Raw genomic sequence first — 25975 nt, 5'->3', positions numbered from 1 at the left:
GAATGAGACTGGCAAAACGTCCGGCGGTCGGCGATGGTTCCTGCGACGACGGAACCGACAGGGATATCAGGCGTTTCGGCCCCATCGAAATGCAAGGAGCAATGACATGGCGACAGCGACAGGCAAGACCGGCAACGGCACCAAGACGACGCCGGACCTCGAGGCCGACATCAAGCAGTTGAAGGCCGACATCGAAGCGCTCGCCAAGCAGTTGGCCGCGACCGGCGAGCATGGCTACGGTGCTGCGCGGCGCGCGGCGTCGCAAGGTGCCGAGCAATTGAAGGCACAGGGCGACGCGGCGGTCGAAGCCTTGCGCGCCAACGCCCGCGACATCGAAGAGCAGTTCATGACGACCGTGCGCGAAAAGCCGGTGACGTCGCTTGCCATCGCCGCCGGCGTTGGGTTCCTCATCGCGCTTCTGGCGCGGCGCTAGTAACCAGGTCGGGGGACACATGCTGGCATCATTGATTGCGGGTTTCGCCACCGGCGAGACGACACTGGCGCTGAGGCGGACGCGCCGCGCGGCAGCGGCTTATCTGGCCGCTGCGATCGCTGGCCTGTGTGGCACCGGCTTTCTCGTCGGTGCCGCCTTCATCTGGGCGGCCGAGAAATATGGCCATCTTGAAGCGGCAATCGGCTTTGGCCTCGGTTTCCTGGTGCTGGCGGGATTGATCCTGCTTGTGCACAAGCTGATGGCAGGGTCGCGGGCTCGCGAGGACCAGCGGCGGCGGCGCGCCGACATCGCAGCATTGGGCACGACGGCGGCGATGGCCGTGCTGCCGACACTGCTGCGCAGCAAGGGCGGTATCGGCGCACTGCTGGGGCCGGTGGTGGCGTTGGCCGCCTATGCGATCTATCGCGAAAATCACAAGCCCGACGACACCGACGGCGTGGCGGGCGAGTAGGTCTGCGGCCTTCAGGCCTCAGCCAGTTCGCCAAGCGGCATCGAGATGTGGGCGCGCACGCCGTCTGCCGGAAACTCGTGTGTCACCTCGCTGGAGATGACCTTGGCGAGGCTGCGGCGGATAAGGATCGAGCCGAAACCATGATGGGCGGGCGGGGTGACCTTGGGCCCGCCGCTCTCGACCCATTCCAGCTCCAGCTGTTTTTCGCCGCTCACGGTCCACGACACGGAAACCCGACCGGCCGGCACTGAAAGGGCGCCATATTTGAGCGCATTGCTGGCCAGTTCGTGCAGGATCAGCGCCAGGCCCAGTGTCTGGTCCGGGGTCAGCAGCGCGTCGGGGCCTGATATCGCAATGCGCGGGGTGTCCGCGTCGTCGAACGGCGAGAGCTCCAGCCGCGCGAGATCGCGGATGCCGATGCCGCGCCATTCATATTCCGACAAAAGCCCGTGAGCGACGCCGAGTGCGCGCAGGCGCTGGCTGAAGGCGTCAAGGAACTCGCGCGGCTCGCGTGCATGTCGCACCGTCTGGGTGGCAAGCGCCTGAACGGTGGCGAGCGTGTTCTTGACCCGGTGGTTGATCTCGCGCAGCAGGAGGCGCTGGCGCTCCTCGCCACTGCGGCGCTCTGAAATGTCGTAGTTGACGCCGAAGACCAGCGTCGGACGGCCATCGGCATCACGCTCGACGACGCGGCCGCGGGCGGCGAGCCAGCGCGGCGGATCAAAGCCGCGGATGCGGTATTCGCCGGAATAGTCGTCGCTGCCTTCAAGCGCTTCCTGGAAGATCTTCCGCGTCCTGCCGATGTCGCGGCGATCGATGGCGACGACAATATCGCGCGCCCGCATTCTCGTTGCCGGCGGCATGTTGAAGAGTTCGGGCAAGAGCGCGTCGCATTCGACGACGCCGGTACGCGGGTCCCAGACCCAGCTGGCAAGGGCAGCGGCTTCAAGCGCGATCGCACGACGGGTTTCGGCATGCACAAGCGCCGCCTCGGCGCGCGCGCCGGCCTGCGAGCGGTCGCGCAGGACAATCAGGCTTCCGGCAAGTGCCGCGACGTCCTGCAACTGCTCGAGCATGTCCGGATCGGGGGCGGGGCGCTCCCCGCCGTCGAGAACCAGCAAGGCACCGACGCCGCGGCCGGATGCGACGATCGGCGCGCCGGCATACAGGAGAAATGTGCCATCACGCGCTTCGGCCGGGTCGTTTGCCAGGAACCGTTCTGCCAGGCCGAGCGCCTCCGCGGCCTGCGCGGGAGACGTTCCGACATGTGCATGGACGACTTGCTGCCCTGCCGTGTTGGTGAGGGTCAGCAGGGCCGCGGGTGCCGCCATCAGCTTTGCAGCAAGGCGTGCCAGCCGGTCGAAATCGGCGTCACGCGGCCCACGCTTGTGCGCAGCGTTTTCGCTGTCCTCGGCGATGGTGACTGGGTTGGTTCTGTCGTCCTGCACTCGGCCACCCCTCTTGGCCTGGGGAAACTAGACGGGCGCGGCACGCTTGAAAAGCCTTGGTCGAAACTTGGGAACCATGCCGTGATGCTGTCGTTAGCCTTTCTGGAACCAGATGGGAGAGCAAGATGACCAGGATCATTCCAGCCCGAAATGCGCGCCAGGGAACGCGCGGCCGCCACGTCTTGGTGGTGCTATTGGCAGCGCTGATGCTGGCAATGGCGGCATGGGGTGCTGCGGAATTCTATGGCGAGATGATCGACCAGAACGCCAGCCAGACCACCGCCGCCCCGGGCTAAGTGCCCTTGGGGAATGAGGAATTTGAAATGCTTGCCGAAATGCGAGTGACGCTTCGGTTCCCGGCACTCACCGAAAATAAGCCTGCCACAATTTCGGAACCATGACCGGGTCACGACGTTGTGAACCCGTAAAGGGGCCGCGCCGGACCCTTCCCGCAAAAGACTGGTCGAGGCGCGGCATGCATGAAAACACGCACGAGGAGAGAATATCATGATCCGCAACCTTTTGGCCACGACCGCCTTTGCCACGCTTGTTGCAACCGGCGCATACGCCCAGGATACCACCGCACCGGCTCCCGCACCGGCACCGAGCCAGGCCACTCCGGCCACGCCTGAAGTGATCCCCCATGCCGACGGTTTTCTTGCCGCCAACATCATTGGCGAGAAGGTCTATAACGGCACCGCCGACGACGCCGAGAATATCGGCAACGTCAACGACATCGTCCTGACCGCAGACGGCAAGGCCGATCAGCTCGTCATCGGTGTCGGTGGCTTCCTTGGCATCGGCGAAAAGAATGTCGCCGTCAGCTTCGACAAGTTCGACTGGGCCGAGAAGAACGGCGACCGCTGGTTGGTGATGGCCACGACCAAGGAGCAGCTGCAGGCGCTGCCCGATTTCGACCGCCGTGGCTATGAGCCGGCGCCGGCACCTGTAGCAGCGACGGATCCGGCTGCTCCGGCAACCGACCAGACGGCACAGGCTCCCGTAGCACCTGAGGCGACGCCTCCGGCGACGGAAGAGACGGCCCAGGTACCGGCTACGCCTGATGCGGCAACGGCAGACGAGACCAAGACCGCTGCCATCGACAAGTCGACGCTCAAGGAGCTGCCTGCTGCCGATCTGCGCGCCGAGGAGCTGATGGGCACCACCGTCTATGGCGCCGACGACGCCAACATCGGCGAGATCGGCGATATCCTGATGACGGCGGACGGCAAGATCGATGCTTATGTCATCGACGTCGGAGGCTTCCTTGGCATGGGTGAGAAGAAGGTTGCCGTGGGCAGCGACAATCTCGCCTTCATGGTTGATGCCGAAGGCAAGAAGTATCTCTACACCACCTTCAGCAAGGAACAGCTCGAGGCCCAGCCGGCCTATGACGCCGGCAGCTGGGCTGCCAAGCGCGACGAGCAGCGCCTGATCATCGTTCAGTAGATGCGGCGGCACTGAGCAAGAAAGGCCCGCGCTTCGGCGCGGGCTTTTTTACGTGCTAGGGCAGGCGCAGGAAATGGCCGGTGGGACCGGTCTCGGCCAGCTCCGACAGCGCCAGCGACTGGTCGAGGTGCTTGGCACGCCAGGCCAAGAGCCGTTCCGCGAAATCGAGCCGCACGGCCAGCCAGGCCGGATCATCGGCGAGATTGCGCGTTTCGCCGGGGTCGTTGACGAGGTCGTAAAGCAAAGGCGGCAGGCCGCCGCCGAAATGCACGTACTTGACCGCCTCGGTGCGGATGACTGACAGGTTGAGCGAGCGCGAGCCGGTGCCGAAATGGGCTTCGGTGGTGCCGCCGGCGACCGAGCGGAAGTCGTATTCCCAATGGGCGGCATCGCGCCAGCCAGCCGGTTCGTCGCCGTCGAGGAACGGCTTGAGCGACTGGCCGTCGAGATGCGGTTGCGCTGCCCCGCCGATCAGGTCGAGCAAGGTCGGCATGATGTCGACGGCGGCGGTGAAGCGGTCGACGCTGCTGCCCGCTGCCTGCTCGTGGCCCGGCGCCTTGACGATCAGCGGGATGTGATAGCTGCCGTCGAACCAGCCGCCTTTGCCGAGCATGAAATGGTCGCCCATCATCTCCGCATGGTCGGAGGTCAGGATGACGATGGTGTTGTCCCAGTCTCCCTTGTCGCGGATGCCTTGCCAGATCCGGCCGAGCTGGGAATCGACCTCCGAGATCATGCCGTAATAGAGCGCGCGGATCTTGCGGAACTCGTCCTCACTCCAGTCGCCGACATTGCCAGGGGCGCCGGGGATGAAGCTCGACTTATTCTGGTGATGTTCGAGGTGGTAGGCGAGGAACGGATGGCTCGCCTTCTCCGCGCCAAGGGTCGCTGCGCGCGCATAGGCCGGGCCTTCGGCCGGGTCGTACATTGTGTTGAACGGCTCGGGCACGATGAAGGGTGGATGCGGGCTGAGGAACGAGACATGGGCGAACCATGGTTCGCCTTCGTCCAGTTCGCCGAGCCAGCGCAGGAATTCGCCGGTGAGGAAGGCGGCAGGCGTTTCGTCCTTCGAATAGACGGGGATCGCGTTGCTGACTTCTGGAGCATCGGCGTTCGCCGGCCGGTGGACGTCGGGGAAGCCGGCGCTGGAATCGATGCCGCGAGCGGCGAGCCAGGACAGCCAGCCCTTCTGGTGTTCGGGCAGCAGCTGCCTCGTGGTGAACCCCGGAAGCACGCCCTCATAGGTGCGCAGGAACGGATCGCCCGGTGCACGATTGCGCGGGTCAGGCGACACATCGGTGTAGCCGAACAGCGTCGGGTCGTAGCCGACGCGACGGGCGGCGCGGGCGATGTTGTCGTGCCTGTCGTCGAGCGGCGTGCCATTGCGGCAGACGCGGTTGTTCATCTGGTAGAGGCCGGTATAGAGGCAGGCCCGCGCCGGCGAGCAGGGTGCTGCCCCGGCATAATGGCGCTTGAACAGGACGCCTTCGCGGGCGAGCGCGTCGCTGTTGGGTGTCTTAACCACGGGATGGCCTGCGGCGGACAAGGAGTCGCCGCGCCACTGGTCGCAAGTGATGAGAAGAATGTTCTGCCGTCTGCCGGTGCCTGCCAAGCTCGCCCCCAAATCTGAAATCGCGGCCAAGGAAGCCGGATTCATCGGCGCGTGCAAGCGCCATTGTGCCTGCATGGCTCATGCCAAAATCTGTGAACATTTGTGTGATCGTCGTTCACAAATTGGCGACAGTCCATTCTGCGCCGGCCCACTTTGCCGCCACAGCCAATGCGACCATATTCATCGCAACAGCGCGGCAGGGGCCGCAGCGAGAAAGGGAGCAAGTTCATGCTCGACCAGATCAAGGGTCTGCATCACGTCACCTCGATGGCCAAGGATGCGGCACAGAATAACCAGTTTTTTACCCACAAGCTCGGCCTGCGCCGGGTCAAGAAGACAGTCAATTTCGACGCGCCTGATGTCTACCACCTCTATTATGCCGACGAGCTGGGCACGCCGGGTTCGGTCATGACCTACTTTCCGTTCCCCAACATCGGCCAGGGCCGTCCCGGCGTTGGCGAGGTCGGCACGACGGTGTTTTCGGTTCCCGATGGCACGCTACCTTTCTGGGAAAAGCGCTTTGCCGAACAGGGCGTGGGCGGGCTTGCCCGTAACGAGCAGTTTGGCGAGAAGCGCCTGAGCTTCGCCGGGCCCGATGGAGATGGTTTCGCGCTGGTCGAGGCCAAGGGCGACACCCGTGCGCCCTGGGTCAAGGGCGGCGTCGGCAATGACGAGGCGATCCGCGGCTTTCATTCGGCGACGCTCAGGCTGCGCGACGGTGGTGCCACCGAAGAGCTGCTGAAGTTCATGGGCTATGAGGCGGTCGACACGTCCGGCAACGTCAAACGGCTGGCGGTGAAGGACGGCAACGGTGCCGACTTCATCGACATCGAGACGCTGCCTGGGGCATCGTTTGCCGGCATGGGCGCAGGATCCGTGCACCACATCGCCTTTGCGGTGGAGAACCGGGCCAAGCAGCTCGAGGTGCGCAAGGCGTTGATGGATACGGGTTACCAGGTGACGCCGGTCATCGACCGCGACTATTTCTGGGCGATCTACTTCCGCACCCCCGGCGGCGTGCTGTTCGAGGTGGCGACCAACGAGCCCGGCTTCGACCGCGACGAGGACACCGCCCATCTCGGTGAGGCGCTGAAGCTGCCGTCGCAGCACGCGCATCTCCGCGATTATCTCGAAAACAACCTGCAGCCGCTGGACGACTGAGGAGGGACCAATGAGCAAGGATAGCTACATCCACAAGCTGTTGCCCGGCGAACCGGGCAGCGCGTTGGTCTTCGCCTTCCACGGCACCGGCGGCGACGAAAACCAGCTTCTGGGCTTTGCCCAGGAGCTGGTGCCTGGCGCGACGATCGTGTCGCCACGCGGCGACGTCTCTGAAATGGGCGCGGCACGCTTCTTCCGCCGCACCGGCGAGGGCGTCTACGACATGGACGATCTTGCAAGGGCGACCGACAAGATGGCCGGTTTCGTCAGGGCGCACATCGCGGCGGCAAAACCGTCGCGGATTCTGGCGCTCGGCTATTCCAATGGCGCCAACATCCTGGCCTCGGTGCTGTTTGCCGAACCCGGATTGTTCGACGCGGTGGCGCTGATGCACCCGCTGATCCCGTTTGCGCCTGACGTGAAGGGCAGCCTTGCTGGCCGGCAAGTGCTTGTTACCGCCGGCCGGCGCGATCCGATCTGTCCGCCCGAACTGACGAGCCGGCTCGACGCCTATTTGCGGCAAGTCGGTGCCGATGTCAGTCTCGAGTGGCATGAAGGTGGCCACGAAGTGCGACCCAACGAAATCGATGCGGTGAAGCGCCTTTTCACCACCGCAACAAAGGAGCTGTAACAATGGCTGAAGAACTGGCGGCGATCGAGCACGAGGACCGCGGCAGCAAGGGGCGCTACGTCATACGCGGCGCCGGCGGGGCCGAAGCCGAGATGACCTACAGCAATGTCAGCGAACAGCTGTTCATCATCGACCATACCGAAGTGCCCGATGCCTTCCGTGGCCAAGGCGCGGGCCTGCGGCTGGTGACGCGGGCGGTCGAAGACGCACGCGCCGCGGGCAAGAAGATCATCCCGCTGTGCCCGTTTGCGGCGGCGCAATTCCGCCGCCATCCCGAATGGGCTGACGTGCTGAACGGCTAGGCTCAAACACCGACGCCGGGCATCGCCCGGTCCAATCCGATAGGCCGGTGCAGGCGACTGCACCGGCCTTTCGTTATTTTCGTATATGCCTGAATTTCAGGCAGGCTGTTACAAAGGCACTTTCGGCGCTTTCTCGGAATGGTACAGCTTGCCGGCCGAAATGACTGATATGACGACTGATTGTGACCGATTGGACAGAAATACTGACTGTTTATGAGGTTTGCCGGTTGTTGCATTAGACGTCGCTGATCAGCATCGGCGCGTTACAAAGCGCGGTTACATTCATATCAACAGGGGAATGAAATTTAACGAAAAGAGCTGCCCAATGTCCGGTTCCACCCAGCTTTCCGAGTTCGACCACAAGTTCCAGCCGCGTTCGCACATCTATCGCCGTCCGCGCCTTGCCATCCGCCAGCGTGCCAACGAGCACCCGATGGCCATGTTTTCGGTTTTCGTGATCGCCTCCCTTTCGTCGATGGTGCTGGCCCCGACCAGCGGTCCGGCCTTTGCCTCGATGGGCTCGACGCCACGGGTCATCGACGGTGCGCAAACGACTGCCAAGACCGACAGGTTGCCGCTGTCCGAGACCGAGATCGCCTGCCGTGGGCAGGCCTGGGGCGCCGAAAGCAAGATCTGCGTCGAGACCATCGCCAAGGAAACCGGCATGCGCGAAGCGCGCAAAGTCAGGCTGATCGCCAGCGCCGAACTGGTCCGCACCACGCCCAACATCTTCTAGCGCACCGAGCGCTGCCACCAATCCCCGCGCCTGCACACAGATCCTCCAGCGCGTACCTCCCCCGCGGCTTCGGCTGCGGGGGCTTTTTTTGTTCTGGCGCAAGCGTGCTGTTAGTCCCTCAGGACGATGCAGTGGCCAGCGTCGTTGCCCGACCATGAACTCCTCATGCAAGGGGATCAGCGATGGGCCGCGTCGAAGGAAAAGTTGCGATCGTGACCGGTGCCGCGTCAGGCATGGGGGAAGCGAGCGCCAAGCTGCTGGCGCGCCAGGGCGCGGCAGTCGTCGTCAGCGACCTGCAGGCCGACAAAGGCCGCCAGGTCGCCGAAGCCATCCGGATAGCTGGCGGGCGCAGCCTCTATGCCGAACATGACGTGACTTCGGAAACCGGCTGGCAGGGCGTGATGGCAAAGACGCTCGAGGCGTTTGGCGGCCTGCATATCCTGGTCAACAATGCCGGTGTCGGCGCTCCTTTCGGCAGCGTCGAAGATCTCAGCCTCGACGATTGGCGCAAGGTGATGGCCGTCAATATGGAAGGCGTGTTTCTCGGCACCAAATACGGCATCGAGGCGATGCGGAAGACCGGCAAGGGCGGGTCGATCGTCAACTTCTCGTCGACAATGGGCATCGTCGGCAGCCCCTCGACCGCCGCCTATGTCGCGAGCAAGGGCGGGGTCAAGCTGTTCAGCAAGTCGGCGGCGCTGCATTGCGCCAAGGAGCGCTACGGCATCCGCGTCAACTCGATCTGCCCGGGCTGGGTCCGTACGCCGATGTCGACGGGCGCGCTCGACAGGCTTGCGGCCAGCGGTGCGGGCAACAAGGCCGTCGAGCTGACACCGCTCGGCCGGGTTGGAGAGCCTGACGACGTCGCTTATGGCGTACTCTACTTGGCTTCCGATGAATCGAGCTTCGTAACCGGGACGGAGCTCGTCATCGACGGTGGCTACACCGCCCAGTGACGCTATCGATGCAGGACAAGGTCAGGCGCTGTCGGCGACCTGTTCGGAGACCGCGCTGAGCGCGCTGCGCACATCGAAGGTGCTGAACGGCTTTTCCAGTATATGCGGCTTGAGGTTGGGCGGCAGTTGCTCGAGTTCGGCCTTGGCACCGATCAGATCGCCGGTGACGAGCACGAAGCGTGGCGCCATCTCGGGCTGCGACGCGACGATCTCGCGGAAGATGGTGATGCCGCTGCGGTCGGGCATGCGCAGGTCGGAAAAGATGATGTCGGGCTGGTCGGCCAGCGCTTCGGCGACCGAATCCCAGGTCGAAACGATGCGCGACTTGACGCCCATCAGTTCTAGGATGTCGGCCAGCGATGCGGCGACATCAGGCTCGTCGTCGATGATGACGGCATGGCGCAGGCCGCTCGACTTTGGCGTTGCCTCCAGAATCGTGCTGTGGCCGGCGCCCATTGGCGGCAGTTCGACGATGAAGCGCGCGCCCGTCGGCACCACCGGCTCGAACCAGACCTTGCCGTTGTGGCGGTCGACGATGGCTTTCGAGATCGACAGGCCGATGCCGGTGCCGACCCCGACCGGCTTGGTGGTGAAATAGGACTCGAAGATGCGGTCGCGGATCGCCTCGGCGATGCCGGGGCCGGAGTCCTCGACCGAGAAGCCGGCGCTGCCGTCGGCATTGCGGAAAGTCCTGACGCGGATGATCCGGTCGGCGGGTGCCGCAGCCAACGCATGCTGGCTGTTGACCAGGAAGTTGGCGGCGACCTGGGTCATATGGTCGGCGTCGGCCATCACGCTCAGCGTGCCGGGTGCAAGCTCGGTGGCAATGCTGATGCCGCTGGAGCGGGCGCCATAGGCGGTGACCTCAAGTGCTGCGCGAATGACCTGGTTGAGGTCGGTCTCCGCCCGTGAGGTCGGGTGCAGGCGCACCATGCCGAGGAAACTCTTGACGATGCGGCCGCAACGTTCGGCGGCGGCGCGTACCTTTTCAGCGCGGATCTTGGTCTGCGGGTCGGGGGCGAATTCGTGCAGCAGCGTCGACTGGGCAACGACCACGGCAAGCGGGTTGTTGAGCTCGTGCGAGACGCCGGCGAGCAGCGAGCCCATCGCCGCCATCTTTTCGTTCTGGTGCAGCTTCTCGCGCTGGCGGTTGATCTCTTCTTCGGCGCGGTGCTTTTCCCTGAGGTCACGGATCGAGCCGAGCACGAGCCGCCGGTCGGCCAGCCGCATCTCGTTGGCGGTTAGCTCGATCGGGATGATCTCGCCTGACGCGTTCTGGGTCACGGTCTCCAGCCGGTGGCCGACCATCGGCGAGCCACGCCCGGCCAGGTACTCGGCGCCGTTGTTGTAGCCCTTGCGGTAGTAGCTGGGGATCACCGTATCGAGCAGGTCCTTGCCAAGGATCTCGTCGCGGCTCCAGCCGAACATCTTTTCGGCCGCCGGGTTGAACTCGATGATCGAGCCCGTCTCGTCGACGACCATGATGGCGTCGAGCGAGGCCTGCAGCATGGTGCGGCGGATGATCTCGCTGACATGATATTCCGACAGCGAACGCTCGATAGCATCGCCAAGGGCTGCGGCGATGATTTCGAGCGCGGCGATCTCGTCGTCGTTCCAGTGACGCTCGACCAGGCAGTCATTGACGGCGAGCGTGCCCCAGAGATGGCCGTGCGCCGAGACCGACACCGACAGGAACGACTTGATGTGCTGCTTTTCGAAATCGGTGCGCAGGAAGCCGGTCAGGTCGCGTGTCAGGCCGGTGAAGATCTTGCCCTGGCGGCCTTCCTCGGCAAGACGTTCGAGCAGCGGGTCGGAATCGACAAGCGTCTGGTTGATTGTCGTTGGCGGTGCGGCAATGGACTCGATCTTCGGATCGACCCAGTAGGCGGAGATCGACTGCGCGAAGCCCTGGCCGGGCACGTCGCGCAGCCGAAACAGGATGGTGCGATGGCCGCCGAAGCCGCGCGCAAAGCTTTCCAGGATATGGTCGATCTCGATCTGCCAGTCCTGGGCAGCGCGCAGCCGGCGCACGATCTGCCCGGCCACGATGGTGGGGCTCGGCGTGCCCGACGGGTTGTCGGTGCGTGAGACGGTCAACAAGGTCATCGCGGTTCCTGGCGGGGCCGGAGGCTTTAGAGCGCCGTGCGTCCAATCGAATGCACAAAAGACGCTCTAGTTTCTGATTCTGCGCAGCGTGCTTTCCGAAAATCGACTCCGATTTTCGGGCCGATACGCTAGTAGCCTTCGCTGCCGGGCAAGGAGAAGATATAGCCTTCCCCGCGCACGGTGCGCAGAAATTTCGGGTTCGCCGGATCGTCTTCGATCTTCTTCCTCAGCCGCATGATGCGAATGTCGACGGCGCGCGAGGATTCGGGGTCTTCGGCAAAGCCGATGGCCTCCGATATGGTGGTGCGGCTGAGCAGCCGGTTGGGCCGCGTCAGGAAGACCTCGAGCATGTCGAATTCGCTCTTGGCGAGGTCGATGATGGCGCCGCTGCCACCGGTGACCAGGCGGCCGTCGAGGTCGGCCTGGAACGGCCCGAAGGCGATGGTGCGGCGCGGCGGCTGGGCGGCAAGCAGCGACTGCCTGTAGCTTTCGGGCTGTGGCACACGCCGGATGACGGAGCGCACACGCGCCAGAAGTTCGCGCAGTTCATAAGGTTTGACCATGTAGTCGTCGGCACCGATCTCGAGGCCGACGATGCGGTCGAGTGCGGTACCGGCGGCAGTGGCATAGATGATGCCGATCGGCATTTTCGCCCGCAGCCAGCGGCCAAGCGAAAGCCCGTCTTCGCCGGGCATGGCGATGTCGAGGATGGCAAGCTGGAATTGTTCGGTTTCGATGAGGGTGCGCAGGGCAGCGGCACTTTCGACTGCGGTCACGTCGAAGCCGTTCGCGCCGAGATACTCGGCAACGGCGTCCCTCAGGTCGGGCTCATCTTCGACGATGACAATCCGAGCGCGCAGTTTGGTCTCGCCTCCGCTACCGGCGGAAAGTAGATTGGGTATAAACATGATGTCCAGCGATCATTTTAGGTGGGCAGTTGCCAATGGCGTCCTGCCTCGTTAGGGGCGATTTGAGGCTTGGGGCGAGACGACTGGGGACCCATCCCCGGCCAAGCGCATCCCTGGGCATTTTCTTGCCACGGCAGGCGCCGCGCAGTCCGCGCCGGCAGGCAATGGTCGCACTGAGGCTGACGATGCGGGGTGGAACGTGGCTGGAAGATCGGTCGTAGCACTTGTCGCCATAGCGGAGGTCGTCGCCTCCGACCTGACTGATCATCTCGACCGGCGCGGTCATGACATTCGGTCGGCCAAGCGGCTGTGGGAAGCCGAGTCGCTGCTTTCCGCCAAGGGAATGGATGTCGTGGTGGTGGGCGACGGGCTGACGCCGGCAGAGGGCCGCGACCTGCTGCGCCGCTTCGGCGGCGAGGGCGGGCCTGATTTCGTGCTGATCTGCCGCCCCGGCGAACTCGTCGACAAGGTGCTGGCACTCGAACTCGGCGCCGCCGATGTCGTGGAGAGCCCTCTCAATGTGAGGGAGCTCGCCGCGCGCATCGGCGGCCTCCTCGCGCGCCGGGGACGCGGCACGCAGGAATTGGTGGTGCTGGAGAATTCGACAGTCGACCTGCGCTCGGCGCTTGTCATGCACAGCACCGGCGAGGAGGAGCAGCTGTCGCCCGGGCAGATCGCGCTGCTGAAGCTGTTCCTGTCGCAGCCCAGGCGCGTGCTGACGCGCGACGACATCATGGCGGCCGCGCCGGCCGAAAGTGCCGATGCCTTCGACCGCTCGATCGACTCGCGCATCGTGCGCCTGCGCCGCAAGCTCGACACCGAAAGCATCACCACGATCCGGGGTTCGGGCTATCGCTTCGATCCGCCGACAAAGACAGCCGGCCAGGAGGCCGGCACAACCACTCCAACCGAAAACCCGAGCTGATGACGCTGCACTGACCAAAATGTCAGCGGGCCGGCTTAACGACCGCCGGCGCGGCCATCTCGACAACCGCCATCTCTTCGGCATGGGCCCTGTCCTTGAGGAGCACGCTCGCCACGCCCGCGAAGCCAAGCAGCCCCTGGGCATAGAGCAGTGCCGAAAGCACCGATGCTGCGAATTGTCTCTTCATCGCTGTGGCCCCGTTTCCGTTTCAGGGGTTTCAATCAAAACCGGCTACCGAGATACCCGCGCCGCCTGACCTGCCGTGGACGGCGCGGGTATCCTGTCCTCGCTGCGAGTGACGCGCGAGGTTCTGCCCACCCAGGCCAGGCACCCACGCCCATGGACCCGGCAGATGCGCAGAGTTGCGACGAACAAGGCTGCTGCGAAGAAGATGGCGGCGGAGGCCACCGGGGCCATGTCCTGCACCGGCGGCAATTCAGCTGCCATGGCGTTGCCCGGATTGGCCAGAAAGCCGATTCCTGACAGAATCGCCGTAGCGACGCCCACCCGCAGGAACCATCTTGCAGCCAACCGTTTCGCGCTCATCCAACCTTCGCAACGTTCGTTTCGTCGAGGCTGAATGTGCCGGCCGGCTGTATCGGGAAGATGCCGCCGGATAGTCTTTAGTGCTTCCGAATGTTTCAGCCAGGTTGCGGGACAGTCGGGCGCTTGCGCTGCACTTTCAGCAGCATAACGCGCCGAAGCAGCAAGGGATTCATAAAGGGGTGGGCTGCCTGGAGGCGCGAATTCAGGTCAATTCGCGTGGGGCAGTGGCGATTGCAAATTTGGGAGGTGCGGGCTGTAGCGAAACTAAAATTGCCAATCTGGAAACGAGTATGAAACACAAAGAATAGACAAACGAAATTTGTCTGAAACACGAAGCTGGCAAAAAGACGTCCATTCCGAAATGCATTTTTACTGCCGGCACGACCGGCTCAAGGGGACGTCATGAATTCCGAACTGAAGAAGCGACTGATCAACATCACCGCCATCGCCATATCAGGCGCGGCACTGTTGCTGGCCGCCGGCCAGGGCAGCGTCTTTGCGGCGAGCAAGATCGTGGCGCGGGTGTCGATCAGCCAGCAGCGCATGCATGTGATCATCGATGGCCGTTCGGCCTTCGTGTGGAAGGTGTCGACGGCGGGCCGCGGCTATGTCACGCCCAAGGGCTCCTACAAGCCGACGCGTTTGCACGAGATGTGGTATTCGAAGAAATACGACAACGCGCCGATGCCGCATTCGGTGTTCTTCAATGGCGGCTATGCTGTGCACGCGACCAACCACATCAGCCGCCTCGGCCGGCCGGCCTCGCACGGTTGCGTGCGCCTGCATCCCGACAATGCCGCCGACTTTTATCAGCTGGTCCAGGCTTACGGCCCGTCCAACACCAGCATCCAGATCGTCAAATAGACGCGCGCCAGCCAACGACCGGCGCGGCCGGTCTTGACTACAGCTTGTTGTTGACGAACCAGTCGTAGGTCGAGCGTATGCCGCTTTCGAGTTCGATGCGTGGCTGCCAGCCAAGGCGGGCGAGCTTGTCGCCACTCATCAGCTTGCGCGGCGTGCCGTCGGGCTTGGAGGTGTCGAGGGCGATGCGGCCTTCGAAGCCGACGACACGCGCCACGGTCTCGGCCAGTTCGAGGATGGTCACGTCAGTGCCCGACCCGACATTGACGTGCTGGTCGCCGGAATAGGACTTGAGCAGGAAGACCAGCGCATCGGCGGCATCGTCGACATGCAGGAACTCGCGCCGCGGCGTGCCGCTGCCCCAGATCGTCAGCTCGGCGGCGCCTGCGAGCCTGGCCTCATGCGCCTTGCGAATAAGTGCTGGCAGGACATGACTCGACGTCAGGTCGAAATTGTCGCCTGGGCCGTAGAGGTTTGTCGGCATGGCCGAGATGAAGTCGACGCCATGCTGCTTGCGGTAGGCCTCGGCAAGCTTGAGCCCGGCAATCTTGGCGATGGCATACCACTCGTTGGTCGGCTCGAGCGCACCGGTGAGCAGAGAATCCTCTGTGATCGGCTGGGCCGCGAATTTCGGATAGATGCAGCTCGAGCCCAGAAACAGCAGCTTCTCCACGCCGACCTTGTGGGAGGCGTGGATGACGTTGGTCTCGATGGCGAGGTTCTCGTAGAGAAACTCGGCGGGGTAGGTGGCATTGGCGAGGATGCCGCCGACCTTGGCGGCAGCAAGCAGCACGGCCTGGGGACGGGTTTCACCCAGCCAGGCCTCGACCTCAGCCTGCCGGGTCAGGTCGACAATGTCGCGCCCGGCGGTGATGACTTCGCAGTCTTCCTGCGCCAGTCGGCGCACAAGGGCTGAGCCGACCATGCCGCGATGTCCGGCGACCCAGACGCGCTTGCCGGCGAGCGGGTAGAGAATGTCAGCCATTCGTCCGCTCACTGGTTTTTGCCAGCGCTCGCCGATCCTCACGTACCATCTCGGCCACCAGCTGGTCGAAGCTGGTGTTGTGATGCCAGCCAAGCGCTTTGCGCGCCTTGGAGGCGTCGCCGAGCAGGTGGTCGACCTCGGTGGGGCGGAAATAGCGCGGGTCGATCTCGACGAGAACGCGGCCGCTCGCGCTGTCGATGCCGGTTTCGCCAACGCCCTCGCCACGCCATTGGATGGTGGTGCCGATCTCGGCGAAGGCCTTTTCGACGAAGGTGCGGATCTTGTGGGCCTCGCCGGTGGCGAGGACATAGTCGTCGGGCTTGTCCTGCTGCAGCATCATCCACATGCCGAGCGCGTAGTCGCGGGCATGGCCCCAGTCGCGCCGGGCATCGAGATTGCCGAGATAGAGGCGATCCTGGATGCCGGCCTCGATCGCCGCCACGGCGCGGCTGATCTTGCGGGTGACGAAGGTTTCGCCGCGCAGCGGGCTTTCGTGGTTGAACAGGATGCCGTTGGACGCGTGGATGCCATAGGCTTCGCGGTAGTTGGCGACGATCCAGTAGGCATAGAGTTTTGCAGCCGCATAAGGCGAGCGCGGCGCGAAGCCAGAGGTTTCGTGCTGCGGCGCGGGGATGTTGCCGTAGAGCTCGGAGGTCGAGGCCTGGTAGAAGCGCGTCTTGCCGACGAGGCCGAGCAGGCGGATGGCCTCAAGCAGCCGGAGCGGGCCGAGCGCATCGGAATTGGCGGTATACTCGGGCGTTTCGAAGCTGACCTGGACATGCGATTGGGCGCCGAGATTGTAGATCTCGTCAGGCTGGGTCTCCTGCACGATGCGGATCAGGTTGGTGGCGTCGGTGAGGTCGCCGTGATGCAGGACCAGCCTGGGGTCGGCGACATGAGGATCCTCGTAGAGATGTTCGATGCGGCCGGTGTTGAAGGACGACGAACGGCGCTTGATGCCGTGGACGACGTAACCCTTTGATATCAGGATCTCGGCGAGATAGGCGCCGTCCTGTCCGGTCACACCGGTGATCAGCGCTACCTTGCCGTTTTTTGCCGGCGCTGATTTCTGCTCGTTCGACATTCCCGATTCCTTGCGGTTCTTACGTGCCGCGCACCCTAGAGATGTTGAGTGCACTGCGAAAGAGGCGCCGTCCGGATCGGGCGCCGGCGGAGCTCTCCCGTGGATTTCAACACGTTTCGGCAATGCCGCGTTTTGTGCATTGCACGGCAGTGCATGCTTTCATCTTCGTGGAGCTTCTGGACTGCGGTTGGTTCAAGCTTAGCTGTATAAAACATGGGTATTTCAAACAAACTCCGATGATTTGCACGCCTGTGCAATTTTTTGCAGATTCCGGATTGACATGAACGTACCGCCAATGGAATGAATATGCCAACAGGCACGGGAATGTGCCGCACCGCCTGGAGGTGGCGGTGGTGTCGGAAGCAGGACGGGTGAGGTGCGTTCGGGCGGCTGCGGTCGCAAGGGGCAAGTCCCGCTTCAAGGCGCCCAACGGAGGAGAATTCATGCTCATGCCATTGCATGCAAGTCGTGCCGTGCATTCGCGCCGGATCGTTGCCGGCGGCGGGCGTTGCGCCGATTGCGGAACTTGCCCGCGAGGCGTTGCCTCGTGACCAGCTCGTCCCAGACATCTGCCAAGGTCGTTGCGATGCGGCCGCTCAAGGCATCGATAGCCGCGCCGACGCGCGGGCAGCGCCTGCGCTACCGGCTGAAGGTGGCGCTGCGCGAGCCGACGACGACGATCGGCATACTGGCCGCTGCGCTGTTTGCCTATCTCATCGTCGTGCCGATCATCTCGATGCTGTCGGATGCGATGCGGGTGCAGTTCGGCGACGAGCGCCGCATCAAGCAGGATGTCGGCGAGCTGACCTGGTACTATATCGACCGCGTCTTCCTCTCGCGCATCTCGCACGACCTGTTCTGGGAGCCGCTGATCAACACGCTGAGCGTGGCGGCGGGCGCGATCACGCTGTCGATGCTTGTCGGCGGCACGCTCGCCTGGCTGCTCAGCCGCACCGACATGTTCGGACGGCGCTGGTTCGCCACGGCTCTCATCGTGCCCTACATGCTGCCGGCCTGGACCTTCGCGCTCGCCTGGACGACGTTGTTCAAGAACCGCACCGTCGGCGGCCAGCCCGGCTGGCTGGAATCGCTCGGCTTTTCGCCGCCCGACTGGCTGTCCTACGGCCAGCTGCCGGTGACCATCATCCTGGCGCTGCACTACTCGCCCTTCGTCATCCTTTTGTTCGGCAATGCGCTGCGCCGCTTCGACTCGCAGCTCGAGGATTCGGCCCGCATTCTCGGTGCCAGCAGGCTGACTGTGGCAAGCAAGATCATCATGCCGCTGATGCGCCCGTCGCTGATGTCGGCGATGGTGCTGATCTTCGCCAAGTGCCTCGGCGAGTTCGGCGTGCCTTACGTGCTCGGCCTGCCGGTCAATTTCGACGTGCTGGCGACTTCGCTGTACCAGAACATCTCGTCGCGCCAGGTCGGCGTCGGTGCGGTGCTTGCCGGCGCGATCATGCTGATCGGCATCGTCACAATCACCATCGATGCCCGGCTGATGCGGGAAGCGCGCCGCTTCGTGACCATCGGCTCCAAGGGCTCGATGAACAGGCTGAGCCCACTCGGCATCCTCAGGATGCCGGCAACCGGCTTTGCCGCGCTGATGTTCGTGCTCAGTGTCGGCCTGCCGATCGGAACGCTGTTCCTGTCGACGATCATGCGGGTGCCGGGCCAGTTCAATTTAGGCAATTTCACGCTCGACTACTGGATCGGCACCAACCTCAATACGGTGGCGCTGCAGACCGGCATCCTGCTCAGCCCGGATCTGTGGAACGCGGCCTGGAACAGCCTGCGCATCGTTGGTGTCGCCTCGATCACGTCAGGCATCCTCGGACTGCTGGTCGGCTATGTCGTGGCCCGCACGCCGGTCAGGCCGCTCGGCACCTTCCTGCGCCAGGTGACGTTCCTGCCTTATCTGGTGCCGGGCATCGCCTTTGCCGCAGCCTATCTTTCGCTGTTTGCCGTGCCGCGCGGCCCGATCCCCGCCCTCTACGGCACGACGCTGATCCTGATGCTGGCGCTGATCGCCGACCAGATGCCCTATGCCTCGCGCGCTGGCATCGCCGCGATGACGCAGCTCGGCAAGGAGCCGGAGGAAGCGGCGCAGATCGCCGGCGCCGGCTGGTTCCGTCGCATGATCTCGATCGTCATCCCGATCCAGAAGGGGTCGCTGACCACAGGCATCCTGTTGCCTTTCATCTCCGGCATCAAGGGGCTCAGCCTGTTCGTGGTGCTGGCGGTGCCGTCGACCGACGTGCTGACGACCTATTCGCTGCGGCTCGTCGACTACCACTACACGCAGGCCGCCAACGCCGTCGTGCTCATCATCGCCGGTCTCGCCTATTTCGGCGCGCTGCTCGGCCAGAAGCTGACCAAGACCAATCTCGCGCAAGGACTGGGGAACTGACATGCCGAAGATCAACCTGAACGGCGTCGAGAAGAACTACGGCGGCAACTCCGCAAATGCCGTGGCCGACCTCGACCTCGAAATAGGCGACGGCGAATTCATGTGCCTGCTGGGGCCCTCCGGCTGCGGCAAGACCACGACTTTGCGCATGATCGCCGGGCTGGAGCACCTGACGGCGGGCGAGATCCGCGTCGGCCCGCGCGTCGTCGACTCGGTCGTCGAGGGTGTGTTCGTGCCGCCGGAACGGCGCGAGATGGGGCTGGTGTTCCAGAGTTACGCGCTGTGGCCGCATCTGACCATCGAGCGCAACACCGATTTTGGCCTGCGCCTGCGCAAGATGCCCAAGGCCGAGCGCGAGCAGCGCGTCGACAAGGTGATGAAGACGCTCGGCATCGAGAAGTACCGCGACCGCTACCCGTCGCAGCTTTCGGGCGGCCAGCAGCAGCGCGTGGCGCTGGCCCGGATGCTGGCGGTCAATCCGGAGGTGCTGCTGCTCGACGAGCCGCTGTCGAACCTCGACGCTGCACTCCGGCTCGAGATGCGCGCCGAACTCAAGCGGCTGCATGCCGAGTTCAAGACCACGATCGTGTTCGTGACCCACGACCAGTGGGAAGCAATGACGCTTGCCACCACGATCGCCGTGATGAGCGAAGGCCAGCTGCAGCAGGTCGGCACGCCGAACGACATCTACGACCGTCCGGCCAACCGCTTTGTGGCGCAGTTCGTCGGCAACCCGCCGATCAACATCATCGAACTCGGCGAGGCCAGGTCAGAGCTGTCGCGGCTCGCCAATGCCTATCTCGGCTCGCGCTTTGCCGAGCTGCGCGACGCAGGCTCGATCGGCATCCGGCCGGAAGCGCTCCGCCTCGCGGACGCCGAGCGCGGCGTGGCGGAAGGGGCGCTGTCGGGACAGGCCGAGGTGACCGGCATCCTGCCCACCGGTGGCAGCTGGATCATCGAGCTGACGGCCTCAGGCGAGAAGCTGTTCATGACCACGCATCAGTCGCCGGAAATCGAGGTCGGCGAAGCCGTGACCTGGTGGGCCAAACCCAAGGCGCTGCATGTCTTCGACAAGGCCGGCCAGCGCCTGGAGGCGGCCGACAGGCTGATGCGGCCGACGAAGCTGCACTGAGAGGTTCCGGGGGCGGTGGAGGACCGTCCGCGGAAGGAGGCAAGCAGGACTATCGGGAACGAGACGGCCGGCATGGCGCCGGCCCGACAGAGGGAGGAAAAGATGAGCAGACATTTCGATGTGAAACGGCTCCTTGCGGCGACCGCACTTGGTGTCGCAGCCGGCCTGTTTACAGGCGCCGCGCAGGCGGAGGAGTTCGACCTGAACGCGCTGATCGAGGCGGCAAAGAAGGAGCCGCCCATCAACGTCTATTCGAGCACCGGCAAGATCGTGAAGCAGGCCGAGAACTTCACCAAGAAGTACGGCGTGCAGGCGACCGGCACAAAGGCCAATGCCGCAGCGCAGCTGGAAATGGTGATCCGCGAAGGCCAGGCCAAGAACGTGCAGGGCGACGTCATCCAGATCAGCGACGTGCCGGCGGGCGTGGCGCAGCTGGTGCCACAGGGCTTCGTGGAGAGCTGGCTGCCGCCGGATCTCGCCGCCAAGATTCCGGCGCAGTACCAGAACCCGCTGACCGTCTCCAACGAGGCCAACGTCTTTGCCTACAACACCCAGCTCAACGAAAGCTGCCCGGTCAAGAACATCTGGGAGCTGACGGAAGCCAAGTGGAAGGGCAAGCTCGCCATGCAGGACCCGCTGAACAAGGCGTCCTATGTCGACTGGTTCAACCAGATGGCCACCAACGCCGACGACAAGGTGGCTGCGGCCTACAAGGAGTATTATGGCAAGGATCTTGAAGCGGGTGAGGACGGCGCCACCGGTGCCTGGGTCAAGGCGCTTGCCGCCAACGGCCCGCTGCTCACCGACGCTGACGAAGGAGCTGCGCAGGCTGTCGGCGCGCCTGACCAGAAGGAGCAGTTCATCGGCCTGATCAGCTCGGCCAAGTTCCGCAACAACCAGGATGTCGGCTCAAAGCTTGGCCTGTGCACCGGTCTCAAGCCCTTCGCCGGCTGGATGTATCCGAGCCTCGGCTTCATCGCCAAGGGCACCGACAGCCCGAACGCCTCGAAGCTTTTCATCCATTATCTGATGACCGACGAAGGCATCGCCCCGCAGGCGGCCGACGGCAAGATGTCGACCAACAGCGAGGCCAAGCTGCCTGACGACGAGCCCTCCGGCATCGGCAAGGTGCTGGACCAGATTTTCCCCTACGACTCGGCGTCGGCCCAGAGTGACTGGGACGCGCGCCAGGATTGGCAGGATCTCTGGCGCATCAACTACAAGAAATGACGCTTGCGATTGCCGCGCCCGGCACTGACGCCGGGCGCGTTTCAGCCGGATTTTTGGGGAGAAGACGATGAAACCGGCATTTGGAACGAGCAGGACATTTGCACTGGCGACGACGGCGCTGGCCGGGATGATGGCAGCGAGCGTGATGGCGGCGGCTCCGGCACGCGCGGAGGCCTTCGACCTCAACGCACTGGTGGAGGCGGCGAAGAAGGAAGCGCCGATCAACATCTATGACAGCACCGGCAAGATCGTCGAAATGGCCGAGAACTTCAGCGCCAAATACGGGGTGAAGGCGACCGGCGTAAAGGTGTCGGCGAGCGCGCAGCTCGAGATGATCATCCGCGAGGGGCAGGCCAAGAACGTCAAGGGCGACGTCGTGCTGATCACCGACGCGCCGGCAGGGCTGGCGCAACTTCTGCCGCAGAAGTTCGTCGAGAGCTACCTGCCGCCAGACATGGTCGACAAGATCCCGGTCAAGTTCCAGAACCCGCTGGCGATCACCACCAATGCGGCGGTCTGGGCCTACAACACCGAGGCCTACGACGCCTGTCCGGTCAAGAACATCTGGGAACTCACGGACCCCAAGTGGAAGGGCAAGGTGGCCTTCTACGATCCGCTGTCGAAGGGCACCTACCCGGACTGGTTCAACCAGACGGCGACGCATGACGACGACAAGATGAAGGCTGCCTACAAGGCGCATTTCGGCAAGGACATCGAGGTCGGCGAAGACAGCGCCACGGCAGCCTGGGTCAAGGGTTTTGCCGGCAACGCGCCGCTGCTTGCCGATGCCGACGACGCGATCTCGGAGGCGGTCGGCGCGCCGGGCCAGAAGGAGCCGTTCTTCGGCCTGATGAGCTCGGCCAAGTTCCGCGACAATGCCGACAAGGGCTACAAGCTCGGGCTCTGCGAAGGGCTCGATCCCTGGCCGGGCTGGACCTATGTCAAGCTTGGCCTGATCGCGACCGGCACCAAGAGCCCAAACGCGGCCAAGCTGTTCATCCACTACATCCTGACCGAGGAAGGCATCGCACCGCAGGTCAAGGACGGCAAGCTGCCGACCAATCCCGACATCGGCTTGCCCGCCGACGAGCCCTCGGGCATCGGCAAGGTGCTGGACAGGCTGCAGCAATACGACGCCTCGACGGCGCTCGAAGACTGGGATGCGCGCCAGGATTGGCAGGACCTCTGGCGCGTCGCCTACAAGAAATAGCTTTCCGGTGGACTGGGACGGAGCCTTTCTCCTTCGGCTCCGTCCACTTTTTTCCACCGGCGACATGGAGATTATTGAATGACCGGAACCTCGGCGAGGAAACTCGCGGCTGCCAAGGCACTGCTGCTCGATTTCGGCGGCGTCATCGTGTCGACGACGCATCTGCCGGGTTGGCAGGCGCGGCTGGCCGGCCATGTGCGTGTCCTGCTCGACGGGGCCGGTGTCGCGGCGCCTGAGCTTTCGGTCGAGCAGATCACCGACGACATCAAGGCTGCAGGCATCGCCGATTCGCATTGGAAGGATGCGATGTCGCGGCCCTTGGCGCCGCGCGAATTGCGGCACGAGGAGTTCTGGGGCGATTTCGTCGCCGGTGACTGGCCACAACAGGCGCAAGATATCGTCGTGACTGAAGCCTATGATCTCTGCCGCAAGATGGGCAACTGGAAGAGCGAACGCGTCCTGCGCAACGGCATGCTCGAGTTGCTCGATGCCGCGGATGCGGCAGGCGTGCCGGTCGGCATCGTCAGCAATGCGCTATGCGGCCGGGTCCATCTCGACTTCCTCGACGCGCACGGGTTAACCGACCGATTTGCCACCATCATCCACAGCGACGAGGTCAAGCTGCGCAAGCCCAACCCGGAGATGATCTGGCTGGCGACGCGGGCGCTCGGCGTCGAAGCAGGCGCGGCCTGGTATGTCGGCGACAATTTCGACCGCGACGTGCTGTGCGGTAAGCGTGCCGGCATCGGCGGCAACATTTTGATGGAAGCCAAGGGTACCTACAATCTGCCCTATGAGCTGAAGCTAAAGCCCGACGCCATCGTGGCCGACCCGGTCGGCCTTCTCGCCCTTTTCACCCAGGCGACGCGTGGGATCGCAGCATGACGAACATCGAAGAATCAAGGCGCCTTCGCGCCGTCGCCGAGGAAGCGTCGCAGCTGATGCGCGAGCCGCTGCTGGCGGCGTTCCGGTCGAACATGGATGTAAACTACAAGGTCGACCTGCATGACGTGGTGACCAAGCATGACAAGGAATCGGAAGTGGCGATCCGCGACTTCATCCTGCGCGAGGTGCCTGATTCAACCGTGCTCGGCGAGGAAGGCGGAGCCAGCGGCGAGGGCCGGGTGAAATGGTATGTCGATCCGATCGACGGCACCTCGAACTTCGCCCGCGGCTTTGCCTTCTGGTGCGTTTCGGTAGGGGCGGTGATCGACGGCGAGATCGTCGCCGGTGCCGTCTATGACCCTGTCGCCGGCATGTTGTTTTCGGCCGACCTGACCGGCGCCTGGCTGAATGGCGAGCCACTGCGCTCGCGCGCCATTTCAGACGAGCGACAAGCGACGCTGATATCAGGCTATCCGGTTGCGCGCGACCTGCGCCTTGACGGACGCGAACAGGCGCTCGAAAATTTTGGCGAATTGGCCGAGACCTTTTCGACCCTGCGGCGGCCAGGCAGCGGCGCACTCAGCCTCTGCCATGTTGCCGCCGGCTGGGTCGATGCCTCCGCCGGGTTTGGCAGCAACCCGTGGGATGTGGCGGCGGCGGTCCTCATTCTCAAGCAGGCCAGAGGCAGTTATCACCCCTTGACCCTTGGCAAGGTCAGCGCCGACACAAGCGACTTCATGTGTCCGGGCTACGTCGCGTTGGGCGAGGGGGCTGACTATCCAACGCTGATGCGGGTGGCGAGGCGTATCTCCGACGGTCGTGTCGCGGCCCGTGCCCGAGACGCGGCATGACCGACAGAACGCGTGTGCATCCATATGAAATCGTCGGATGCTGAGTGTTCGCGGATGTTCGGAAACATTATTCAACTTAAGACGTTGACGATTTTGCACACCTGTGCAATTTGAGGTCAACTGTTATCACAGGCGGCATAAAAATGACGGTTCACGCAACAGCCAGCGAAGCCAGACTTGAAACCGGCATGGACCGGCGCGCAGCATTCTGCCGCGACATTGCGCGTTCGGCCGGTGCCGTGGCGCTCGACGGGTTCACCAACCGCGTGGCCGGTTTCGGCATGAAGGGGCCGCAGGACTTCCTGACGGAAACCGACGCCGCCGTGGAGCGGCATCTCAAGGCGCGCATCGCCGAAGAATTCCCCGAGGACGGGTTCCTCGGCGAAGAAGGCGGCGGGGCGATCAAGTCGGATATCTGGGTGGTCGACCCGATCGACGGCACGGCGAATTTCGCCCGCGACATTCCACATTTCTGCATTTCGATCGCCTTCGTCAGCAATGGCGAAACCGAGATCGGCGCGATCTACAACCCGGTGCTGGACGAGCTGTATTTCGCCCGTCGTGGGCACGGTGGAACACGCAACGGCAAGGCATTGGCGGTCGCCCAGACAAGTGATTTCGATGCCGCCTGCGTCGAGTTCGGCTGGTCGAACCGCAAGACCAACAAACGCTATCTCGAAGTGCTGTCGAACATCCTCGAGCGCGGCGCCAATGTGCGCCGCGGCGCGTCGGGCGCGCTCGGTCTCGCCTATGTCGCCGATGGCCGCTCGGACGCTTATGCCGAGTTGCACATGCACGCCTGGGACTGCCTGGCCGGGCTGCTGATGGTCAAGGAGGCCGGCGGCGCTGTCGCTCCCTTCCTTTCGCTCGGGGGGCTGACCAAGGGCGGCGCGGTGCTCGCTGCGGCGCCCGGCGTGGCGTTCGGCATGAGCGAGGCGACCGGCATCGCGCTCGAAGCCGGCAAGTGAGTTTTTCGGACACAATCAAGCATCAAGGCCGCCAAATGGACCTCACCAGCCCGCGATATGAGCGCCCGGCGCTCAGCCTGATCGAGCGCGACATCGCCGGCTACGGCATCGACCTCTATGTCGGTGGCATGGACGGTGCGGGCGACCTCCAGCTGCTCAAGGAAAACAACATCACCACGGTGGTGAACTGTGCCGTCAATCTCGACTTCAACTACGCCACCGAGCCGTTCGGCGAGGGCGAGGCGGCTGATGCCATCTACGGCGTCGGTGCCGTGCGCTACTACAAGCTCGGCCTGATCGATGGGCACGGCAACCCCGAGACCATGATGCTTTCGGGCTTCTATCTGCTACGTGGCGCGCTGAGCCAGGTGCTTCCTGACAAGGCCACCTACAGGCGGCGCGAGAAGGGCAATGTGCTCGTCAATTGCCGTGGCGGCCGCAGCCGCTCGGTGTCGCTGGTCGCGCTGTTCCTGCATGTCGAGATGCCCGAGAAATTCCCCACGCTCGACGCCGCGCTCGATCATGTGCGCACGAAGCGCGAGTTGCGCCGCGACGAATGGCACGAGGCGCCGAAGCCGATGCTTGTCGAGGCCGCGCGCAAGGCGGCGCGTTGGATCGCGATGATCGACAAGGGATTGCCTGTCATGGCCTTGGCCGCCCAGGACTGACGGCGA

General features: G+C 64.0%; 27 protein-coding genes. 19 read left to right on the top strand and 8 right to left on the bottom strand.

Going from position 1 to position 25975, the window contains the following annotated elements:
• Window positions 1-106: 106 nt before the first annotated feature.
• Both J1C56_RS18025 and J1C56_RS18020 read left to right on the top strand, forming a co-directional pair.
• Complete coding sequence (locus J1C56_RS18025; protein ID WP_214391452.1) at window positions 107-433, top strand: ElaB/YgaM/YqjD family protein; 327 nt, start codon at window positions 107-109, stop codon at window positions 431-433.
• Between the two features lie 19 nt (window positions 434-452).
• Window positions 453-905: a hypothetical protein gene (locus tag J1C56_RS18020; protein ID WP_214391451.1), complete on the top strand. Its 453-nt coding sequence runs from the start codon at window positions 453-455 to the stop codon at window positions 903-905.
• Between the two features lie 11 nt (window positions 906-916).
• Here the strand turns inward: J1C56_RS18020 and J1C56_RS18015 are convergent, their stop codons facing one another.
• A complete protein-coding gene (locus J1C56_RS18015; protein ID WP_338001465.1) occupies window positions 917-2353 on the bottom strand; it encodes a sensor histidine kinase in 1437 nt (478 codons plus the stop codon).
• A 125-nt stretch (window positions 2354-2478) separates the two neighbouring features.
• On the opposite strand from J1C56_RS18015, the gene J1C56_RS18010 reads away from it, so the two are divergent.
• Entirely contained in the window at window positions 2479-2649 is a 171-nt protein-coding gene (locus J1C56_RS18010; protein ID WP_214391450.1) for a hypothetical protein, read from the top strand.
• Window positions 2650-2860: 211 nt separating this feature from the next.
• A complete protein-coding gene (locus J1C56_RS18005) occupies window positions 2861-3802 on the top strand; it encodes a PRC-barrel domain-containing protein (protein WP_214391449.1) in 942 nt (313 codons plus the stop codon).
• Window positions 3803-3857: 55 nt separating this feature from the next.
• On the opposite strand, the gene J1C56_RS18000 is transcribed toward J1C56_RS18005, so the two are convergent.
• The gene (locus tag J1C56_RS18000) at window positions 3858-5414 is read right to left on the bottom strand and encodes an alkaline phosphatase family protein (RefSeq protein WP_214391448.1); all 1557 of its coding nucleotides are present in this window, start codon (window positions 5412-5414) and stop codon (window positions 3858-3860) included.
• Window positions 5415-5642: 228 nt separating this feature from the next.
• Between J1C56_RS18000 and J1C56_RS17995 the strand changes: the two genes are divergently transcribed.
• The 5 genes from J1C56_RS17995 to J1C56_RS17975 all read left to right on the top strand — a co-directional run bounded on the left by J1C56_RS17995 (window position 5643) and on the right by J1C56_RS17975 (window position 9200).
• Window positions 5643-6575, top strand: coding sequence for a VOC family protein (locus J1C56_RS17995; RefSeq protein WP_214391447.1), 933 nt, complete (start codon window positions 5643-5645; stop codon window positions 6573-6575).
• 10 nt (window positions 6576-6585) lie between these two features.
• Window positions 6586-7206, top strand: coding sequence for an alpha/beta hydrolase (locus tag J1C56_RS17990; protein WP_214391446.1), 621 nt, complete (start codon window positions 6586-6588; stop codon window positions 7204-7206).
• Between the two features lie 2 nt (window positions 7207-7208).
• Window positions 7209-7508, top strand: coding sequence for a GNAT family N-acetyltransferase (locus J1C56_RS17985; RefSeq protein ID WP_214391445.1), 300 nt, complete (start codon window positions 7209-7211; stop codon window positions 7506-7508).
• A 325-nt stretch (window positions 7509-7833) separates the two neighbouring features.
• Complete coding sequence (locus tag J1C56_RS17980) at window positions 7834-8244, top strand: hypothetical protein (RefSeq protein ID WP_214391444.1); 411 nt, start codon at window positions 7834-7836, stop codon at window positions 8242-8244.
• Window positions 8245-8426: 182 nt separating this feature from the next.
• Window positions 8427-9200, top strand: a complete 774-nt coding sequence (locus J1C56_RS17975; protein WP_214391443.1) for a glucose 1-dehydrogenase — start codon at window positions 8427-8429, stop codon at window positions 9198-9200.
• A gap of 21 nt (window positions 9201-9221) precedes the next feature.
• Here the strand turns inward: J1C56_RS17975 and J1C56_RS17970 are convergent, their stop codons facing one another.
• Together J1C56_RS17970 and J1C56_RS17965 are read right to left on the bottom strand one after the other, a co-directional pair.
• A complete protein-coding gene (locus J1C56_RS17970; protein ID WP_214391442.1) occupies window positions 9222-11306 on the bottom strand; it encodes a PAS domain S-box protein in 2085 nt (694 codons plus the stop codon).
• A 128-nt stretch (window positions 11307-11434) separates the two neighbouring features.
• Window positions 11435-12214 carry a response regulator gene (locus J1C56_RS17965; RefSeq protein WP_214391441.1) on the bottom strand — a complete coding sequence of 260 codons (780 nt, stop codon included), beginning with the start codon at window positions 12212-12214 and terminating at the stop codon, window positions 11435-11437.
• A 199-nt stretch (window positions 12215-12413) separates the two neighbouring features.
• On the opposite strand from J1C56_RS17965, the gene J1C56_RS17960 reads away from it, so the two are divergent.
• Entirely contained in the window at window positions 12414-13139 is a 726-nt protein-coding gene (locus J1C56_RS17960; RefSeq protein ID WP_214391440.1) for a winged helix-turn-helix domain-containing protein, read from the top strand.
• A 22-nt stretch (window positions 13140-13161) separates the two neighbouring features.
• Here the strand turns inward: J1C56_RS17960 and J1C56_RS17955 are convergent, their stop codons facing one another.
• Both J1C56_RS17955 and J1C56_RS17950 read right to left on the bottom strand, forming a co-directional pair.
• Window positions 13162-13326: a hypothetical protein gene (locus tag J1C56_RS17955; protein WP_214391439.1), complete on the bottom strand. Its 165-nt coding sequence runs from the start codon at window positions 13324-13326 to the stop codon at window positions 13162-13164.
• A 44-nt stretch (window positions 13327-13370) separates the two neighbouring features.
• Window positions 13371-13685 carry a hypothetical protein gene (locus J1C56_RS17950; protein ID WP_214391438.1) on the bottom strand — a complete coding sequence of 105 codons (315 nt, stop codon included), beginning with the start codon at window positions 13683-13685 and terminating at the stop codon, window positions 13371-13373.
• Window positions 13686-14087: 402 nt separating this feature from the next.
• Between J1C56_RS17950 and J1C56_RS17945 the strand changes: the two genes are divergently transcribed.
• Window positions 14088-14549, top strand: a complete 462-nt coding sequence (locus J1C56_RS17945; RefSeq protein ID WP_214391437.1) for a L,D-transpeptidase — start codon at window positions 14088-14090, stop codon at window positions 14547-14549.
• 37 nt (window positions 14550-14586) lie between these two features.
• Here J1C56_RS17945 and fcl read toward each other — a convergent pair whose 3' ends face one another.
• Together fcl and gmd are read right to left on the bottom strand one after the other, a co-directional pair.
• Window positions 14587-15531 carry a GDP-L-fucose synthase gene (gene fcl / locus J1C56_RS17940; protein ID WP_214391436.1) on the bottom strand — a complete coding sequence of 315 codons (945 nt, stop codon included), beginning with the start codon at window positions 15529-15531 and terminating at the stop codon, window positions 14587-14589.
• Window positions 15524-16615, bottom strand: a complete 1092-nt coding sequence (gene gmd, locus J1C56_RS17935) for a GDP-mannose 4,6-dehydratase (RefSeq protein ID WP_214391435.1) — start codon at window positions 16613-16615, stop codon at window positions 15524-15526. Before gmd ends, fcl begins: the two co-directional genes overlap by 8 nt.
• A 586-nt stretch (window positions 16616-17201) precedes the next feature.
• Here gmd and J1C56_RS17930 point away from each other — a divergent pair.
• The 8 genes from J1C56_RS17930 to J1C56_RS17895 all read left to right on the top strand — a co-directional run bounded on the left by J1C56_RS17930 (window position 17202) and on the right by J1C56_RS17895 (window position 25969).
• Window positions 17202-19025, top strand: coding sequence for an ABC transporter permease (locus J1C56_RS17930; RefSeq protein WP_214391824.1), 1824 nt, complete (start codon window positions 17202-17204; stop codon window positions 19023-19025).
• A gap of 1 nt (window position 19026) precedes the next feature.
• Window positions 19027-20157 carry an ABC transporter ATP-binding protein gene (locus J1C56_RS17925; protein WP_214391434.1) on the top strand — a complete coding sequence of 377 codons (1131 nt, stop codon included), beginning with the start codon at window positions 19027-19029 and terminating at the stop codon, window positions 20155-20157.
• 102 nt (window positions 20158-20259) lie between these two features.
• Window positions 20260-21387, top strand: coding sequence for an ABC transporter substrate-binding protein (locus J1C56_RS17920; protein ID WP_214391433.1), 1128 nt, complete (start codon window positions 20260-20262; stop codon window positions 21385-21387).
• A gap of 67 nt (window positions 21388-21454) precedes the next feature.
• On the top strand, window positions 21455-22597 hold the full coding sequence (locus J1C56_RS17915; RefSeq protein WP_214391432.1) for an ABC transporter substrate-binding protein: 1143 nt from the start codon (window positions 21455-21457) through the stop codon (window positions 22595-22597).
• Between the two features lie 78 nt (window positions 22598-22675).
• Window positions 22676-23482, top strand: a complete 807-nt coding sequence (locus J1C56_RS17910; protein WP_214391431.1) for an HAD family hydrolase — start codon at window positions 22676-22678, stop codon at window positions 23480-23482.
• Entirely contained in the window at window positions 23479-24333 is an 855-nt protein-coding gene (locus J1C56_RS17905) for an inositol monophosphatase family protein (RefSeq protein ID WP_214391430.1), read from the top strand. The genes J1C56_RS17910 and J1C56_RS17905 overlap by 4 nt, the downstream gene beginning before the upstream one ends.
• Before the next feature lie 143 nt (window positions 24334-24476).
• On the top strand, window positions 24477-25301 hold the full coding sequence (locus J1C56_RS17900; RefSeq protein WP_246591558.1) for an inositol monophosphatase family protein: 825 nt from the start codon (window positions 24477-24479) through the stop codon (window positions 25299-25301).
• 35 nt (window positions 25302-25336) lie between these two features.
• Window positions 25337-25969 carry a dual specificity protein phosphatase family protein gene (locus tag J1C56_RS17895; protein ID WP_214391429.1) on the top strand — a complete coding sequence of 211 codons (633 nt, stop codon included), beginning with the start codon at window positions 25337-25339 and terminating at the stop codon, window positions 25967-25969.
• Window positions 25970-25975: the final 6 nt, after the last annotated feature.

The sequence above is a fragment of the Aminobacter anthyllidis genome (assembly GCF_018555685.1).
Classification (GTDB): domain Bacteria; phylum Pseudomonadota; class Alphaproteobacteria; order Rhizobiales; family Rhizobiaceae; genus Aminobacter; species Aminobacter anthyllidis.
This window is presented reverse-complemented; position numbering and strand designations above follow the sequence as displayed.

Excerpts from the sequence above, each read along its gene's own strand:
- J1C56_RS17905 (WP_214391430.1), top strand. The coding sequence starts at position 23,479 with ATGACGAACATCGAAGAATCAAGGCGCCTTCGCGCCGTCGCCGAGGAA.
- J1C56_RS17970 (WP_214391442.1), bottom strand. The coding sequence starts at position 11,306 with ATGACCTTGTTGACCGTCTCACGCACCGACAACCCGTCGGGCACGCCG.
- J1C56_RS17895 (WP_214391429.1), top strand. The coding sequence starts at position 25,337 with ATGGACCTCACCAGCCCGCGATATGAGCGCCCGGCGCTCAGCCTGATC.
- J1C56_RS17955 (WP_214391439.1), bottom strand. The coding sequence starts at position 13,326 with ATGAAGAGACAATTCGCAGCATCGGTGCTTTCGGCACTGCTCTATGCC.
- fcl (WP_214391436.1), bottom strand. The coding sequence starts at position 15,531 with ATGGCTGACATTCTCTACCCGCTCGCCGGCAAGCGCGTCTGGGTCGCC.
- J1C56_RS17925 (WP_214391434.1), top strand. The coding sequence starts at position 19,027 with ATGCCGAAGATCAACCTGAACGGCGTCGAGAAGAACTACGGCGGCAAC.
- J1C56_RS18010 (WP_214391450.1), top strand. The coding sequence starts at position 2,479 with ATGACCAGGATCATTCCAGCCCGAAATGCGCGCCAGGGAACGCGCGGC.
- J1C56_RS17910 (WP_214391431.1), top strand. The coding sequence starts at position 22,676 with ATGACCGGAACCTCGGCGAGGAAACTCGCGGCTGCCAAGGCACTGCTG.
- J1C56_RS17980 (WP_214391444.1), top strand. The coding sequence starts at position 7,834 with ATGTCCGGTTCCACCCAGCTTTCCGAGTTCGACCACAAGTTCCAGCCG.
- J1C56_RS17975 (WP_214391443.1), top strand. The coding sequence starts at position 8,427 with ATGGGCCGCGTCGAAGGAAAAGTTGCGATCGTGACCGGTGCCGCGTCA.
- J1C56_RS17945 (WP_214391437.1), top strand. The coding sequence starts at position 14,088 with ATGAATTCCGAACTGAAGAAGCGACTGATCAACATCACCGCCATCGCC.
- J1C56_RS17990 (WP_214391446.1), top strand. The coding sequence starts at position 6,586 with ATGAGCAAGGATAGCTACATCCACAAGCTGTTGCCCGGCGAACCGGGC.
- J1C56_RS18005 (WP_214391449.1), top strand. The coding sequence starts at position 2,861 with ATGATCCGCAACCTTTTGGCCACGACCGCCTTTGCCACGCTTGTTGCA.
- J1C56_RS18020 (WP_214391451.1), top strand. The coding sequence starts at position 453 with ATGCTGGCATCATTGATTGCGGGTTTCGCCACCGGCGAGACGACACTG.
- J1C56_RS17985 (WP_214391445.1), top strand. The coding sequence starts at position 7,209 with ATGGCTGAAGAACTGGCGGCGATCGAGCACGAGGACCGCGGCAGCAAG.
- J1C56_RS17930 (WP_214391824.1), top strand. The coding sequence starts at position 17,202 with ATGCGGCCGCTCAAGGCATCGATAGCCGCGCCGACGCGCGGGCAGCGC.
- J1C56_RS18025 (WP_214391452.1), top strand. The coding sequence starts at position 107 with ATGGCGACAGCGACAGGCAAGACCGGCAACGGCACCAAGACGACGCCG.
- J1C56_RS17920 (WP_214391433.1), top strand. The coding sequence starts at position 20,260 with ATGAGCAGACATTTCGATGTGAAACGGCTCCTTGCGGCGACCGCACTT.
- J1C56_RS17950 (WP_214391438.1), bottom strand. The coding sequence starts at position 13,685 with ATGAGCGCGAAACGGTTGGCTGCAAGATGGTTCCTGCGGGTGGGCGTC.
- gmd (WP_214391435.1), bottom strand. The coding sequence starts at position 16,615 with ATGTCGAACGAGCAGAAATCAGCGCCGGCAAAAAACGGCAAGGTAGCG.
- J1C56_RS17900 (WP_246591558.1), top strand. The coding sequence starts at position 24,477 with ATGACGGTTCACGCAACAGCCAGCGAAGCCAGACTTGAAACCGGCATG.
- J1C56_RS17965 (WP_214391441.1), bottom strand. The coding sequence starts at position 12,214 with ATGTTTATACCCAATCTACTTTCCGCCGGTAGCGGAGGCGAGACCAAA.
- J1C56_RS17915 (WP_214391432.1), top strand. The coding sequence starts at position 21,455 with ATGAAACCGGCATTTGGAACGAGCAGGACATTTGCACTGGCGACGACG.
- J1C56_RS17995 (WP_214391447.1), top strand. The coding sequence starts at position 5,643 with ATGCTCGACCAGATCAAGGGTCTGCATCACGTCACCTCGATGGCCAAG.